11 protein-coding genes, 4 tRNA genes and 3 rRNA genes are annotated in these 14989 nt (G+C 45.2%); 2 read left to right on the forward strand and 16 right to left on the reverse strand.

Annotated elements, in window-relative coordinates:
• The first annotated feature begins 44 nt into the window (after positions 1-44).
• Positions 45-671: an NUDIX hydrolase gene (locus MHI20_RS17215; protein ID WP_098680498.1), complete on the forward strand. Its 627-nt coding sequence runs from the start codon at positions 45-47 to the stop codon at positions 669-671.
• A 39-nt stretch (positions 672-710) separates the two neighbouring features.
• Here the strand turns inward: MHI20_RS17215 and tatC are convergent, their stop codons facing one another.
• Genes tatC through moaC form a run of 4 tightly spaced genes read right to left on the reverse strand, consistent with a single transcriptional unit; the run spans position 711 to position 2849 of the window.
• Complete coding sequence (gene tatC / locus MHI20_RS17220) at positions 711-1475, reverse strand: twin-arginine translocase subunit TatC (protein WP_096881072.1); 765 nt, start codon at positions 1473-1475, stop codon at positions 711-713.
• Positions 1476-1481: 6 nt separating this feature from the next.
• Positions 1482-1661: a twin-arginine translocase TatA/TatE family subunit gene (locus tag MHI20_RS17225; RefSeq protein ID WP_008344374.1), complete on the reverse strand. Its 180-nt coding sequence runs from the start codon at positions 1659-1661 to the stop codon at positions 1482-1484.
• A 27-nt stretch (positions 1662-1688) separates the two neighbouring features.
• Positions 1689-2342, reverse strand: coding sequence for a redox-sensing transcriptional repressor Rex (locus MHI20_RS17230; RefSeq protein ID WP_008355687.1), 654 nt, complete (start codon positions 2340-2342; stop codon positions 1689-1691).
• 15 nt (positions 2343-2357) lie between these two features.
• Positions 2358-2849 carry a cyclic pyranopterin monophosphate synthase MoaC gene (gene moaC / locus MHI20_RS17235; RefSeq protein WP_026050052.1) on the reverse strand — a complete coding sequence of 164 codons (492 nt, stop codon included), beginning with the start codon at positions 2847-2849 and terminating at the stop codon, positions 2358-2360.
• A 138-nt stretch (positions 2850-2987) separates the two neighbouring features.
• Here moaC and MHI20_RS17240 point away from each other — a divergent pair, with 138 nt between their 5' ends.
• Positions 2988-4910: an ABC-F family ATP-binding cassette domain-containing protein gene (locus MHI20_RS17240; protein WP_045034401.1), complete on the forward strand. Its 1923-nt coding sequence runs from the start codon at positions 2988-2990 to the stop codon at positions 4908-4910.
• A gap of 466 nt (positions 4911-5376) precedes the next feature.
• Here the strand turns inward: MHI20_RS17240 and tsaD are convergent, their stop codons facing one another.
• The 12 genes from tsaD to MHI20_RS17300 all read right to left on the reverse strand — a co-directional run bounded on the left by tsaD (position 5377) and on the right by MHI20_RS17300 (position 14671).
• On the reverse strand, positions 5377-6405 hold the full coding sequence (gene tsaD / locus MHI20_RS17245) for a tRNA (adenosine(37)-N6)-threonylcarbamoyltransferase complex transferase subunit TsaD (RefSeq protein ID WP_017359857.1): 1029 nt from the start codon (positions 6403-6405) through the stop codon (positions 5377-5379).
• Positions 6398-6826, reverse strand: a complete 429-nt coding sequence (gene rimI, locus MHI20_RS17250; protein ID WP_041506698.1) for a ribosomal protein S18-alanine N-acetyltransferase — start codon at positions 6824-6826, stop codon at positions 6398-6400. The genes tsaD and rimI overlap by 8 nt, the downstream gene beginning before the upstream one ends.
• 25 nt (positions 6827-6851) lie before the next feature.
• Positions 6852-7541, reverse strand: a complete 690-nt coding sequence (gene tsaB, locus MHI20_RS17255; protein WP_041506699.1) for a tRNA (adenosine(37)-N6)-threonylcarbamoyltransferase complex dimerization subunit type 1 TsaB — start codon at positions 7539-7541, stop codon at positions 6852-6854.
• On the reverse strand, positions 7522-7998 hold the full coding sequence (gene tsaE / locus MHI20_RS17260) for a tRNA (adenosine(37)-N6)-threonylcarbamoyltransferase complex ATPase subunit type 1 TsaE (protein ID WP_007496038.1): 477 nt from the start codon (positions 7996-7998) through the stop codon (positions 7522-7524). The genes tsaB and tsaE overlap by 20 nt, the downstream gene beginning before the upstream one ends.
• Positions 7999-8010: 12 nt before the next feature.
• Entirely contained in the window at positions 8011-8988 is a 978-nt protein-coding gene (gene thiL, locus MHI20_RS17265) for a thiamine-phosphate kinase (protein WP_045034400.1), read from the reverse strand.
• A 278-nt stretch (positions 8989-9266) separates the two neighbouring features.
• A tRNA-Asp gene (locus MHI20_RS17270) sits at positions 9267-9343 on the reverse strand.
• 49 nt (positions 9344-9392) lie between these two features.
• Positions 9393-9469 (reverse strand) — tRNA-Met (locus MHI20_RS17275).
• 17 nt (positions 9470-9486) lie between these two features.
• Positions 9487-9602 (reverse strand): 5S ribosomal RNA (gene rrf / locus MHI20_RS17280).
• 61 nt (positions 9603-9663) lie between these two features.
• Positions 9664-12594, reverse strand: a 23S ribosomal RNA gene (locus tag MHI20_RS17285).
• 182 nt (positions 12595-12776) lie between these two features.
• Positions 12777-14325: ribosomal RNA gene (locus tag MHI20_RS17290) — 16S ribosomal RNA — on the reverse strand.
• The 16S, 23S and 5S rRNA genes sit together here with 4 tRNA genes alongside, the layout of an rRNA operon.
• A gap of 180 nt (positions 14326-14505) precedes the next feature.
• Positions 14506-14579: transfer RNA gene (locus tag MHI20_RS17295), tRNA-Gly, on the reverse strand.
• Positions 14580-14594: 15 nt separating this feature from the next.
• A tRNA-Arg gene (locus MHI20_RS17300) sits at positions 14595-14671 on the reverse strand.
• Positions 14672-14989: the final 318 nt, after the last annotated feature.

A 14989-nucleotide genomic window follows, 5' to 3' on the forward strand; every position in this document is an offset into this window, starting at 1 on the left:
TTCCGCCGTTTGGAAAATGTTTTTTTTATGGAGGTCATGTTTTCATGGAACACGAAAAACTTAACATCATGAACAATCAGCATGAAACGATTGGTACAGCCGCTCGATCTGATATCCATGCTGAGGGCCTTTGGCATGAAACCTTTCATTTCTGGCTTTTAAAAAAGGAAGATGACACAGTGTTTCTCTATTTTCAGCTGAGGAGTCCCTCCAAAAAGGATTTCCCTTCTCTACTTGATATCACCGCAGCAGGCCACCTTCTCGCAGATGAACAGCCTTCTGATGGCATCAGAGAAGTCGAAGAAGAGCTTGGTCTTTCCATCTCGTTTGAGAACCTTACCTTTGCTGGTGTCATTAAAGATGAAATCCATATGCCTTCGTTTACCGATCGTGAGTTTTGCCATGTGTATCTTTATATGGATCAAAAAGAGCACATGGATGTCCATCTACAGAAAGAAGAAGTTGCTGGACTTTATAGAGCAAGGCTGATGGATGCACAGCAGCTTTTAAATAGAGAATGCGAAAAAATGAACATCGAGGGCTTTGAAGTGGATGCAGACGGCAAGCGACGTGAGGAAAAGAGAGAGGTCCATGTACATGATTTTGTCCCGCATGAACCTGCCTATTATGAGCATCTCTTTCAAGCAATCAATCAATTTCTTTCACAATAGAAAAAGCATCGTGACCCCTATTTGGATCACGATGCTTTTTTATGAGACAACATCATTTTCTTTCTCCTCTGTCTCTGTTTGCTGCATTTTGCGATAGGTCACTCTTGAAATGACAATACTCACTTCATACAAAACAAGCATTGGCAAGGTAACCATGAGGTGAGAAACGAGCTCTGGCGGTGTAATCAGTGCGGCAATGACAAGGAGGACAAAATAGGCATACTTCCGTATTTTTGATAAAAACATCGGTGTAATGATACCAAGTCTAGTGAGAAACATCAACACGACAGGCATCTGAAACAAAAAGCCAAATGGAAGTGTTAACTGCATCAGAAATGTAAAATACTCATGAATCCCAATCACTTGCTCCACATGTAAATCATTTGACATCCGTATCATAAAATCGACGACAAATGGAAACAAAATAAAATAAGAGAAAGCCACACCGCTCAGAAATAAAAGCAGTGCAATCGGAATATAAGCAAGTGTCACCTTTCTTTCTTTTTCATATAAGCCAGGACTCACAAACGCCCAAAGCTGATATAAGATCACGGGACACGTCAAAACAAGAGCAATGACAAAAGCGAACTGCATAAACACGTACAGTGGATCTGTGAGCTTAAACGCGTTCAATGTCAGTGTGGCCGCTTCATCGGTATTTTGTAAATACACAATGACCGGCTTAGCGAGAAAAAAACCTGCCACCATAAAGGTGACAAAAAACATCGCAATGATCACTAAACGTTTTCGCAGTTCCACAATATGCTCCATAAGCGGCATATCTTTGACATTCATGAAGCTCATCCTATTCTACTGATCTTCTTTTTTCTTTTTTTCTTCCTGATCATCAGCTAAACCTTTTGTGGCATTTTTGAATTCACGTAATGTATCTCCTGCTGCTCTTCCTAATTCAGGAAGCTTTTTCGGCCCAAAAATAATGAGCGCAACAACCGCAATCAGAACCAAACTTCCAGGACCGATCGGACCCATTTGCTCCACCCCCTTTACCCCTTTTCGTCAGTCCTCCTGTGTAACAGAGTAATGCTTTAAGAAATACACAAGAGACTGAAGTTCAACCGCCAAATCTATATGATGAATTCGAATGTGTTCCGGCACATTCAATCGAGCCGGCGTAAAGTTAAGGATTCCTTTGATGCCAAGGGCAATCAAACGATCTGTAATGGATTGAGCTGCTACGGCAGGCACTGTCAAAATCGCAACAGGAATATCTCCTACCTCTTGCACATGCTCTTCAAGCTTATCCAAATCATAGACAGGCACGCCGCCTATCTCACTTCCTATTTTACTCTCATTGACGTCAAAAGCCATTGAAATTTTTGTATTATTATTTTTAATGAAATTATAGTGTAAAAAAGCAGTCCCTAAATTCCCGACACCGATGAGCATGACATTCGTCATTTCATCTTGGTCAAGGGTTTTTCTAAAGAAGGTCAAGAGGTAATCGACGTTATAGCCATACCCTTTCTTCCCAAGTGCACCAAAGTAAGAAAAATCTCGGCGAATGGTGGCAGAATCCACTTTGACTGCATCACTAAGCTCTGCCGATGACACCCTTTGTTTTCCTGATGCATGCAGATTTTTTAAAAAACGGTAGTAAAGCGGCAAACGTTTGGCTGTCGCTTGTGGAATTTTTGACTGGTCTATATTCATATAAGATCCTCCAACTTAAATATCAGATGCTCTGTGAAAATCACCGTTTTTCCCGCCTGTTTTTTCTACTAGATAGGTCGGGCCGATGATCATCCCTTTGTCTATTGCTTTGCACATGTCATAAACGGTCAGTGCACATACTGAGGCAGAAGTGAGCGCTTCCATCTCCACACCCGTACTTCCTTTTGTTTTCACCTGTACTTGTATGTTCAGAATGTACGCATTTCCGTCTTCCTCCCAATCAAAGGAGATATCGACACCTTTTAATGCAAGCGGATGACACATTGGAATGATGCTAGACGTTTGCTTTGCTGCCATAATGCCAGCTACCTGTGCGACAGACAGCACATCCCCTTTTCCAATGTCATGCTTTTGTATTTGATGAAATACTTCTTTTATCATACGAACGCTTGAAACAGCAACGGCAGTTCTCACTGTAGACGATTTGTCACTAATGTCGACCATCTTTGCTCTTCCTTGTTCGTTAAAGTGGCTAAATTGACTCATCTTTCAACGCTCCCTCACTCAAATCATACACTATTTTTTCCTATCTGTCTTTCATTTGACCATGGCAGCCGTATGTAAGATTTGCCGGTTTACTGCTGATAAGCTACACTTAACATATTATAGCAGAGGTGAAGTTACATGATGATTCTACAAGTGAATCAGCTGTCCAAATCGTTTGGCGCTGATACCGTTTTAACGAATATAAAATTGGAAGTCAAAGCGAGGGATCGTATTGCCATTGTCGGTCGTAACGGTGCAGGAAAATCCACGCTTTTAAAAATCATTGCCGGTCAAATGTCTTACGAACAAGGTGAGATCATCAAACCGAAAGACCTATCCATTGGATATCTAGCACAGCATACAGATGTGACGTCTACACGTACGCTAAAAGACGAACTACTATCCGTTTTCGATCATTTAAAAGAAATGGAACAAGAGATGAGAACCATAGAAGAGAAAATGGCTTCTTCCACAGGAACAGAATTAGATTCTCTAATGAAAACCTATGACAGACTGCAACAAGCATTTAAAGATCAAGGCGGCTATCAATATGAAGCAGATGTTCGCTCCATTTTACACGGACTCGGCTTTAGTCATTTTGAAGATCATACAACCGTCCAATCCTTAAGCGGCGGTCAGAAAACCCGTCTAGCGCTTGGAAAGCTATTATTGATGAAACCAGAACTCTTGATTTTGGATGAGCCAACCAACCATCTAGATATTGATACCTTATCATGGCTTGAGCAGTATTTGCAAAATTATACAGGAGCCATTCTCATCGTTTCCCATGACCGATACTTCTTAGACAAAGTCGTGAACCATGTATATGAAGTGTCAAGAACAGCGATGAAAAAGTTCGCAGGGAACTATAGTAAGTATCTTGACCAAAAAGCTGAGCAGCTAGAGCGTGATATGAAGCTGTATGAAAAACAACAAGAAGAAATTTCGAAGCTTCAAGATTTCGTGGATCGCAACTTAGCAAGAGCATCCACCACAAAGCGTGCTCAAAGTAGGCGGAAACAGCTGGAACGGATGGATCGTTTAGATAAGCCGTTAGGAGATGAAAAATCCGCAAACTTCCATTTCGATATTATGAGGCAAAGCGGAAATGACGTGCTGAAGGTGCATGATCTCGATATTAGTTACGATAAAAAAACGCCGCTCCTCTCCTCCCTCTCTTTTCATATTAAACGTGAGGATAGCGTGGCACTCATCGGTCCTAACGGTATCGGGAAATCAACTCTTTTAAAAACCTTAACGGATACGTTAAAACCAGTAAAAGGCGAGATCAGCTTTGGTTCTCATGTGACGATTGGCTACTATGATCAGGAACAAGCCAAGCTGACATCCTCCAAAAAAGTGTTAAATGAACTTTGGGATGATTATCCCCATATGACTGAAAAAGACATTCGGACTTGTTTAGGAAACTTCCTTTTTTCAGGTGATGACGTCTTAAAGCCTGTACATGCTTTAAGTGGTGGAGAAAAAGCACGACTTGCACTGGCAAAGCTGATGCTCCAAAAAGCCAATTTCCTCATTCTCGATGAACCGACGAACCATCTTGATTTAGACAGTAAGGAAATATTAGAGAATGCACTAATTGATTATCCAGGCACCATCTTGTTTGTTTCGCATGACCGTTACTTTATCAATCGCTTGGCAACAAAAGTTCTCGAGTTGTCACCAAATGAAACAAAAGAATACCTTGGTGACTACGACTATTATCTTGAAAAGAAAAACGAACAATTAGAGCTTGAAGCACTCCAAACTCAGGAGACGCATAAAAAACAAGCAGAAAAACCAGTAGAAACAGCAAAACTTTCCTATGCAGAAGAGAAAGAACTCAAAAAGAAAGAAAGACAAAAGCAGCGCCGAATTGAAGAAATTGAAGAGCGTATCGCTGTCATCGAAGACAAGCTCGGTGAAAACGAAGAGCTTCTATGTGATCCTGCTATTTTCCAAGATCACGAGAAAGTACAAGCCATTCAAACAGAAAATGATGCGCTCAATCAAGAGATGGAATCACTTTTTGCGGAATGGGAAGATCTATCAGATGCATAAAGAGTGCCCTAACGGGTGCTCTTTTTTAAGGTGAGAATATTTATCCACAATGATACCCACAATAACATCTTGATTATTCTTAAATATTTTAAAGTTATCCACTTTATCCACAGTATTTTAATCACATATCCACACAAAAGATCACATTTATACACATTCTCTTCATTTTAAAACGAATTTTCTAACAATTGTGGATATATAACGTTTACATGTGAATAAATCGCTTTCATTTCAATAGAAAAAACTCCTGTATATCCACAGGAGTTCCAAATTTTTGACAAAGGGCTAAAATGAACTTGATTTTAGCCCTTTGTCTTCTTTTCAGCGTGATAGAAAACCTTTGCAGTCTAGGAAGGACTAGTACTGGCGCGGAGCGAATTTCATATTCGTGAGCACCAGCACGCAGGACTGACAAAGAATGCGAGGGTTTGTCTACACGCTGAAACTCCTGTATCCACAGGAGTTCTTATTCATAGGAGACAAGCGGCAGTCCAGGTTGACCGTTCATTGCCATGTCGCCTCTTATTCCCTTTTCAAATGCAATGGTTCCCGCAGCAGCAATCATGGCTGCATTGTCTGTACAAAGAGACAATGGCGGAATCATGACATTCACTTCAGGCAGCTTCGCAAATGCTGAAGTAAGGGCTTCTCTAAGACCTTTATTGGCAGCAACCCCGCCAGCTAGAACGACTTGTTTCACACCATACGCTTCAGCCGCTTTTAATGTCTTTCCGACTAACACCTCAATCACGCTTTCTTGGAAACTTGCAGCCAAATCCTCCGGCGCAATGGTTTCACCCTTTTGAGACGCATTGTGTAGTGTGTTGATAACCGCTGATTTTAAACCGCTGAAGCTAAAATGATAGGATCCTTCTTCAAGCCACGCTCGAGGAAGCTTAATCGTTGGCTCCCCTTCATGTGCCAATCGATCAATGTGAGGTCCCCCTGGATATGGCAGACCCATCGTCCGAGCTACTTTGTCATACGCTTCCCCAGCCGCATCATCCAACGTTTCACCAATGACCTCAAAAGACCCATGCTCTTTCATCAATACAAGCTCAGTATGCCCACCAGAGACGACTAGAGCTAAACAAGGAAACACTAGTTCACCAACGAGCTGGTTCGCATAAATGTGTCCAGCAATATGATGAACACCAACAAGCGGAATTTGATGTGCAAAACTCAATGCTTTGGCTGCATTGACACCTATCAAAAGTGCACCAACTAAGCCGGGACCTTCTGTCACAGCAATGGCATCTAAATCCTGAAAGGTCATATTGGCCTGCGTCATGACTTCTTCTAATACGATCGTCATTTGTTCCACATGATGCCTTGAAGCGATTTCTGGTACCACGCCGCCAAATCGTTTATGACTTTCTATTTGTGAGGCGACAACATTCGCTACGATCTCTTTCCCATTTTTCACAATGGACGCAGCTGTTTCGTCACAGCTTGTTTCTATACCTAATATGAATCGATCTTTTTTTTCACTCATTTATCTTCACCCACATGACTAATGCATCTTCCCCGTTATCCGTATAATAATTCTTTCGAATAGAAGCTGGTTTAAAACCTAGCTTTTCATAAAGGGATTGTGCTGGCGTATTTGATACCCGCACTTCTAGTGAAAGATGATCTGTCTTTTTTTCTTTGCAAAATTCCATGACATATCGAAGCAGCGCTTCCCCGTATCCTTTTCCCCGGTGCTCAGGGAGAATCGCAATATTCGTAATTTGTGCATCATCCATGACAATCCAAACGCCGCAATACCCAATAGGCTGACCATCTTCTTCAATGAGGAAATAATGGCTGTATTGGTTATGGAGAATTTCATAGACAAACGACTCTTTTTTCCAAGGCGCTGTAAACGAATGCAATTCAATCGTATATACCTCTGGGATGTCCTCTACTGTCATTCTTCGCATCTCTACTGTGTTGAGATTATTTTTGTCCTTCAAGCCATTTCACTTCCGCTTCTGCCAAACGAATATAATTAGGAACAAGCTGATGGACATCTTCAGCTGGGCGGTCTGCCCCTAAAAATGCGAGCACTGAAGGTCTTGGGTTGTGAAATGCCTCGTCTGCGATCACAGCAGTTTCTCCAAGTATGGAGAGAACATTCTCTTGATGAAGATGCACATCATGTCCAAGAAATAAAACAGAGTTCCCTTCCTTTTTCAGCTCTTGAAGCCAATCAGTAAGCAGGATATTTTGATCTGGTTTCACTTCTTTTATCTTTCCACCTTCAAATGTATATAACCCTGTATAAACTTGTCCTCTTCTTGCATCAAATATAGGAGAAATCATTCCATCAAAATATCGAGCATTTGCCGCCAGCGTTTCTAAACTTGAAACAGCAGTTATCGGGATAGACAGCGTCCAAGCAAGTGTTTTTGCAATGGTCACACCGATTCTAACGCCAGTGTAAGAACCGGGTCCTTTGGCTACAACAATTTTGCTTAATTCGTTCGGTGCTACGCCGCATTCTTTCATCAGTGCTTCAACTGTCGGCATTGCTCGTACTGAATGATTCTTCTTTAAGTACGTAATACTTTCCCCAACCACAGTGTCATCACGGACAAGAGCTATTCCGAGTGTATGGTTTGACGTATCAATTGCCAGTATGGTCAATATCTTTCATCTCCTTACAAAGGGCCTCATAGCGCTCCCCTTTTGCATAAAACGTGAGATGACGTTCTTCTTCACGTTCTGTTCTCAGCATTTCAATTTTTAAATACGATGAAGGCAATTGAGGTTCAATGAGATGTGCCCATTCAACCAAACATACACCTTCCCCCTCAAAATATTCGCCCAGTCCAATATCTTCTTCCGCATCTTCCATACGATACACATCCATATGATAAAGTGGCAGTCTGCCATCCGTATATTCTTTAATAATTGTAAAAGTAGGGCTGTTGACGATACGGGTAATACCTAAGCCTTCTGCAAAACCTTTTGAAAAAGTCGTTTTACCTGCGCCTAAGTCTCCTTCTAATGTTAAGACATCGCCGGGCATCACAAGTGTAGCCAAGGCAGCAGCAATTCGTTTCGTCTCATCCGCACCTTTTGTTGTCCACGTTAACTTCATGGTGGAGTCACCTCATTTCTTAAAATGATTATATCCTTTTTTCATTAAAATTGTTTGTTGATCATGGTCTTTTAAAATAACGCTGGACGCTCGATCATCTTTGACTTGTCCAATACGCGTGACCTGAATGTGTTCTTTTTTACATTGCGTCTCAAATCGCTTCCAATCCGTTTCAGGGATCGTACCAGTTAAGACAAAATCCTCTCCACCGAACAAGACCCATTCAAGCCACTCTTTATGTAACAACGGTAGATGTGGATGTTTTGGGAGTTGATCAGCCTCAATTTCCAGCGTTACACAACTGGCCTCCGCTATTTCGTTCAGCTCACTCGCTAATCCGTCACTCACATCATTCAAGGTCACCCGGGGGAAGCTTGAACAAATAAGGCCAGCAGCAATATGCGGCTGCGGCATTTTGTGTCGCTCTAGAAAAAAAGCAGTGTCAATCGAATGTGCAGCATTTACTTCATTCATTAAAAGGGATAGCCCAGCAGCTGATGAACCTAGTTCACCTGTGACAAAGACAATGTCTCCTGTCTGAGCACTATGACGGTAACAGGCTGTTCCCTTTGGAATCTCACCAATGACCGTTACTGTGATGACAAAGTCACTGCGGGTGGCTACTGTATCTCCACCGATTAAATCCATATGATATGTGTCAGCCAATGCTTTCATTCCCTCGTAAAAAGCTGCGACAATTGCTTCATCCCCATGAGGCGGGATCGCAATTGATACAAGATAATACTTAGGGGTTCCTCCCATGGCTGCGATATCACTGATATTCACTGCCAGCGCTTTAAATCCAACCTCAAAGGGTGTGGAAAAATCAAATCGAAAATGGACATGCTCTACCATTGTATCAACACAAACGACCTCTTCACAATGTGAATGAGGTTGATAAACACTAGCATCATCACCGATGCCCATGACCAAAGAACGCTGATGCGTTTCTTTTGGTGTAATTCGGCGAATAAGATCAAATTCATCCATAAAAGACAGCCCCTTCATACAATCAACTGATTGAGCAAACATGATGTCAGACACAGTTAGTATTAGTGTAGCGAATATGAGCCTCGGTTCCAACTAAAAACGATATAAAGAAAGCCTGGTATAAAAAAACCAGGCGTTGTTTGTTGAAGTCATGATCTTTTCTTATCACATTTAGTGTAGCCAAACACAAGGAGTTTCATTGCATCTAGGATACTTATTGAAAGAAAAAGACATAAAAAAAAACGAAACTATACGTTTTCGTTTACAAGTCATAAAAATGGCGGTCCGGACGGGACTCGAACCCGCGACCTCCTGCGTGACAGGCAGGCATTCTAACCAACTGAACTACCGGACCATTTTGGCTGTACTCAATGAGTACTCCCTATTTAATAGGTAAAATAATTTGGTTGCGGGGGCAGGATTTGAACCTGCGACCTTCGGGTTATGAGCCCGACGAGCTACCGAACTGCTCCACCCCGCGACGATATAAAATGAAAAGCTTGGCGGCGTCCTACTCTCACAGGGGGAAACCCCCAACTACCATCGGCGCTGAAGAGCTTAACTTCCGTGTTCGGTATGGGAACGGGTGTGACCTCTTCGCTATCGCCACCAAACCTGATGGAGAGAATGTTCTCTCAAAACTAGATAACAATGTTCATTTTTCACATTAGAATATAGGTTAAGTCCTCGATCTATTAGTATCTGTCAGCTCCACGTGTCACCACGCTTCCACCTCAGACCTATCAACCTGATCATCTTTCAGGGATCTTACTTCCTTGCGGAATGGGAAATCTCATCTTGAGGGGGGCTTCATGCTTAGATGCTTTCAGCACTTATCCCGTCCGCACATAGCTACCCAGCGATGCCCTTGGCAGAACAACTGGTACACCAGCGGTGCGTCCATCCCGGTCCTCTCGTACTAAGGACAGCTCCTCTCAAATTTCCTGCGCCCGCGACGGATAGGGACCGAACTGTCTCACGACGTTCTGAACCCAGCTCGCGTACCGCTTTAATGGGCGAACAGCCCAACCCTTGGGACCGACTACAGCCCCAGGATGCGATGAGCCGACATCGAGGTGCCAAACCTCCCCGTCGATGTGGACTCTTGGGGGAGATAAGCCTGTTATCCCCGGGGTAGCTTTTATCCGTTGAGCGATGGCCCTTCCATGCGGAACCACCGGATCACTAAGCCCGACTTTCGTCCCTGCTCGACTTGTAGGTCTCGCAGTCAAGCTCCCTTGTGCCTTTACACTCTGCGAATGATTTCCAACCATTCTGAGGGAACCTTTGGGCGCCTCCGTTACATTTTAGGAGGCGACCGCCCCAGTCAAACTGCCCACCTGACACTGTCTCCCTGCCCGATAAGGGCAGCGGGTTAGAAGGTCAATACAGCCAGGGTAGTATCCCACCGATGCCTCCACCGAAGCTAGCGCTCCGGTTTCCAAGGCTCCTACCTATCCTGTACAAGCTGTACCAACATTCAATATCAGGCTGCAGTAAAGCTCCACGGGGTCTTTCCGTCCTGTCGCGGGTAACCTGCATCTTCACAGGTACTATAATTTCACCGAGTCTCTCGTTGAGACAGTGCCCAGATCGTTGCGCCTTTCGTGCGGGTCGGAACTTACCCGACAAGGAATTTCGCTACCTTAGGACCGTTATAGTTACGGCCGCCGTTTACTGGGGCTTCAATTCGCACCTTCGCTTACGCTAAGCGCTCCTCTTAACCTTCCAGCACCGGGCAGGCGTCAGCCCCTATACTTCGCCTTACGGCTTCGCAGAGACCTGTGTTTTTGCTAAACAGTCGCCTGGGCCTATTCACTGCGGCTTCTCGGGGCTTTAACACCCTAAGAAGCACCCCTTCTCCCGAAGTTACGGGGTCATTTTGCCGAGTTCCTTAACGAGAGTTCTCTCGATCACCTTAGGATTCTCTCCTCGCCTACCTGTGTCGGTTTGCGGTACGGGCACCTCTCACCTCGCTAGAGGCTTTTCTTGGCAGTGTGGAATCAGGAACTTCGCTACTAAATTTCGCTCGCCATCACAGCTCAGCCTTCACGGGAAACGGATTTGCCTATTTCCCAGCCTAACTGCTTGGACGCGGATATCCAATACCGCGCTTACCCTATCCTCCTGCGTCCCCCCATTGCTCAAATGGTGAGGAGGTGGTACAGGAATATCAACCTGTTGTCCATCGCCTACGCCTTTCGGCCTCGGCTTAGGTCCCGACTAACCCTGAGCGGACGAGCCTTCCTCAGGAAACCTTAGGCATTCGGTGGACGGGATTCTCACCCGTCTTTCGCTACTCATACCGGCATTCTCACTTCTAAGCGCTCCACCAGTCCTTCCGGTCTGACTTCACTGCACTTAGAACGCTCTCCTACCACTGTTCGTAAGAACAGTCCGCAGCTTCGGTGATACGTTTAGCCCCGGTACATTTTCGGCGCAGAGTCACTCGACCAGTGAGCTATTACGCACTCTTTAAATGGTGGCTGCTTCTAAGCCAACATCCTGGTTGTCTAAGCAACTCCACATCCTTTTCCACTTAACGTATACTTTGGGACCTTAGCTGGCGGTCTGGGCTGTTTCCCTTTCGACTACGGATCTTATCACTCGCAGTCTGACTCCCAAGGATAAGTCATCGGCATTCGGAGTTTGACTGAATTCGGTAACCCGGTAGGGGCCCCTAGTCCAATCAGTGCTCTACCTCCGAGACTCTTACCTTGAGGCTAGCCCTAAAGCTATTTCGGAGAGAACCAGCTATCTCCAGGTTCGATTGGCATTTCACCCCTACCCACACCTCATCCCCGCACTTTTCAACGTGCGTGGGTTCGGGCCTCCATTCAGTGTTACCTGAACTTCACCCTGGACATGGGTAGATCACCTGGTTTCGGGTCTACGACCACGTACTCATGCGCCCTATTCAGACTCGCTTTCGCTGCGGCTCCGCATCTTCTGCTTAACCTTGCACGGGATCGTAACTCGCCGGTTCATTCTACAAAAGGCACGCCATCACCCGTTAACGGGCTCTGACTACTTGTAGGCACACGGTTTCAGGATCTATTTCACTCCCCTTCCGGGGTGCTTTTCACCTTTCCCTCACGGTACTGGTTCACTATCGGTCACTAGGGAGTATTTAGCCTTGGGAGATGGTCCTCCCGGATTCCGACGGAATTTCACGTGTTCCGCCGTACTCAGGATCCACTCTGGAGAGAACAACATTTCAGTTACAGGGCTGTTACCTTCTTTGGCGGGCCTTTCCAGACCTCTTCGCTTATATCGTTCCTTTGTAACTCCGTATAGAGTGTCCTACAACCCCAAGAGGCAAGCCTCTTGGTTTGGGCTGTTCCCGTTTCGCTCGCCGCTACTCAGGGAATCGCATTTGCTTTCTCTTCCTCCGGGTACTTAGATGTTTCAGTTCCCCGGGTATGCCTTCTCATACTCTATGTATTCAAGTATGGATACTACTCCATTACGAGCAGTGGGTTTCCCCATTCGGAAATCTCCGGATCAAAGCTTGCTTACAGCTCCCCGAAGCATATCGGTGTTCGTCCCGTCCTTCATCGGCTCCTAGTGCCAAGGCATCCACCGTGCGCCCTTTCTAACTTAACCATTTCTTACTTTAGAAAGAATCACTATGTGTGATGAACTTTGCATTGCATTCAATGTGAATGTATTACTTATTGTTATCTAGTTTTCAAAGAACAATCCTGTCTCGCTAGAGACATGTTTGAAGGAATGATCCTTCAAAACTAAACAAGACGAAAAACGTACGCTGCTCCATATATCCTTAGAAAGGAGGTGATCCAGCCGCACCTTCCGATACGGCTACCTTGTTACGACTTCACCCCAATCATCTGCCCCACCTTCGGCGGCTGGCTCCATAAAGGTTACCTCACCGACTTCGGGTGTTGCAAACTCTCGTGGTGTGACGGGCGGTGTGTACAAGGCCCGGGAACGTATTCACCGCGGCATGCTGATCCGCGATTACTAGCGATTCCAGCTTCACGCAGTCGAGTTGCAGACTGCGATCCGAACTGAGAACAGATTTGTGGGATTGGCTAAACCTTGCGGTCTCGCAGCCCTTTGTTCTGTCCATTGTAGCACGTGTGTAGCCCAGGTCATAAGGGGCATGATGATTTGACGTCATCCCCACCTTCCTCCGGTTTGTCACCGGCAGTCACCTTAGAGTGCCCAACTGAATGCTGGCAACTAAGATCAAGGGTTGCGCTCGTTGCGGGACTTAACCCAACATCTCACGACACGAGCTGACGACAACCATGCACCACCTGTCACTCTGTCCCCGAAGGGAAAGCCCTATCTCTAGGGTTGTCAGAGGATGTCAAGACCTGGTAAGGTTCTTCGCGTTGCTTCGAATTAAACCACATGCTCCACCGCTTGTGCGGGCCCCCGTCAATTCCTTTGAGTTTCAGTCTTGCGACCGTACTCCCCAGGCGGAGTGCTTAATGCGTTAGCTGCAGCACTAAGGGGCGGAAACCCCCTAACACTTAGCACTCATCGTTTACGGCGTGGACTACCAGGGTATCTAATCCTGTTCGCTCCCCACGCTTTCGCTCCTCAGCGTCAGTTACAGACCAGAGAGTCGCCTTCGCCACTGGTGTTCCTCCACATCTCTACGCATTTCACCGCTACACGTGGAATTCCACTCTCCTCTTCTGCACTCAAGTTTCCCAGTTTCCAATGACCCTCCCCGGTTGAGCCGGGGGCTTTCACATCAGACTTAAGAAACCGCCTGCGAGCCCTTTACGCCCAATAATTCCGGACAACGCTTGCCACCTACGTATTACCGCGGCTGCTGGCACGTAGTTAGCCGTGGCTTTCTGGTTAGGTACCGTCAAGGTGCAAGCAGTTACTCTTGCACTTGTTCTTCCCTAACAACAGAGCTTTACGATCCGAAAACCTTCATCACTCACGCGGCGTTGCTCCGTCAGACTTTCGTCCATTGCGGAAGATTCCCTACTGCTGCCTCCCGTAGGAGTCTGGGCCGTGTCTCAGTCCCAGTGTGGCCGATCACCCTCTCAGGTCGGCTACGCATCGTCGCCTTGGTGAGCCGTTACCTCACCAACTAGCTAATGCGCCGCGGGTCCATCTGTAAGTGACAGCCGAAACCGTCTTTCATCCTTGAACCATGCGGTTCAAGGAACTATCCGGTATTAGCTCCGGTTTCCCGGAGTTATCCCAGTCTTACAGGCAGGTTACCCACGTGTTACTCACCCGTCCGCCGCTAACATCCGGGAGCAAGCTCCCTTCTGTCCGCTCGACTTGCATGTATTAGGCACGCCGCCAGCGTTCGTCCTGAGCCAGGATCAAACTCTCCGAGGTATGCAGGATGCATATCACACATGCGTTGCTACACGATGTAGCGAACTTAGCATGTGATCATTTCCTGCCTCGTCAGCGTTTGACTGACTACCTATGATGTATCATAGGATTTTTTTATAAAAACTCGAATTAACAGGTACGTTTTGTCTTGTTTAGTTTTCAAAGATCATTTTTTTAAAATGGAGCGGGTGATGAGAATCGAACTCACGACATCAGCTTGGAAGGCTGAGGTTTTACCACTAAACTACACCCGCGTGGTTAAATGTTATTGGCGCGCCCGAGAGGAGTCGAACCCCTAACCTTTTGATCCGTAGTCAAACGCTCTATCCAATTGAGCTACGGGCGCTTAATCAGGCGACTTAATTATCTTAACATATCGTTTTTATTAAGTCAACATCTTTTTGAAGTTTGTTTGTCGTATCTGTCTGAGCATCAGTGTTTCAGATGCGTCATCAGCGACGAATAAAAATATACCATGGATCATACAAAAGGGTCAATACATTTTTCTAAAAAAGTTTAATGTTTTTTAAGAAGTGCTCTTTTGTTAGATAAATAGAGTTTCAATCGCCCTATTTTCATTTCTTTCTTCATAATTCTAATGATTCTTAAATAAAATCTTTCTAAATCCAAAGGAGGACAAAACATGGTCACCTAGAATTTTTAT

It is taken from the genome of Bacillus sp. FSL K6-1106 (assembly GCF_038005245.1).
In the GTDB taxonomy this organism is placed as follows: domain Bacteria; phylum Bacillota; class Bacilli; order Bacillales; family Bacillaceae; genus Bacillus; species Bacillus altitudinis.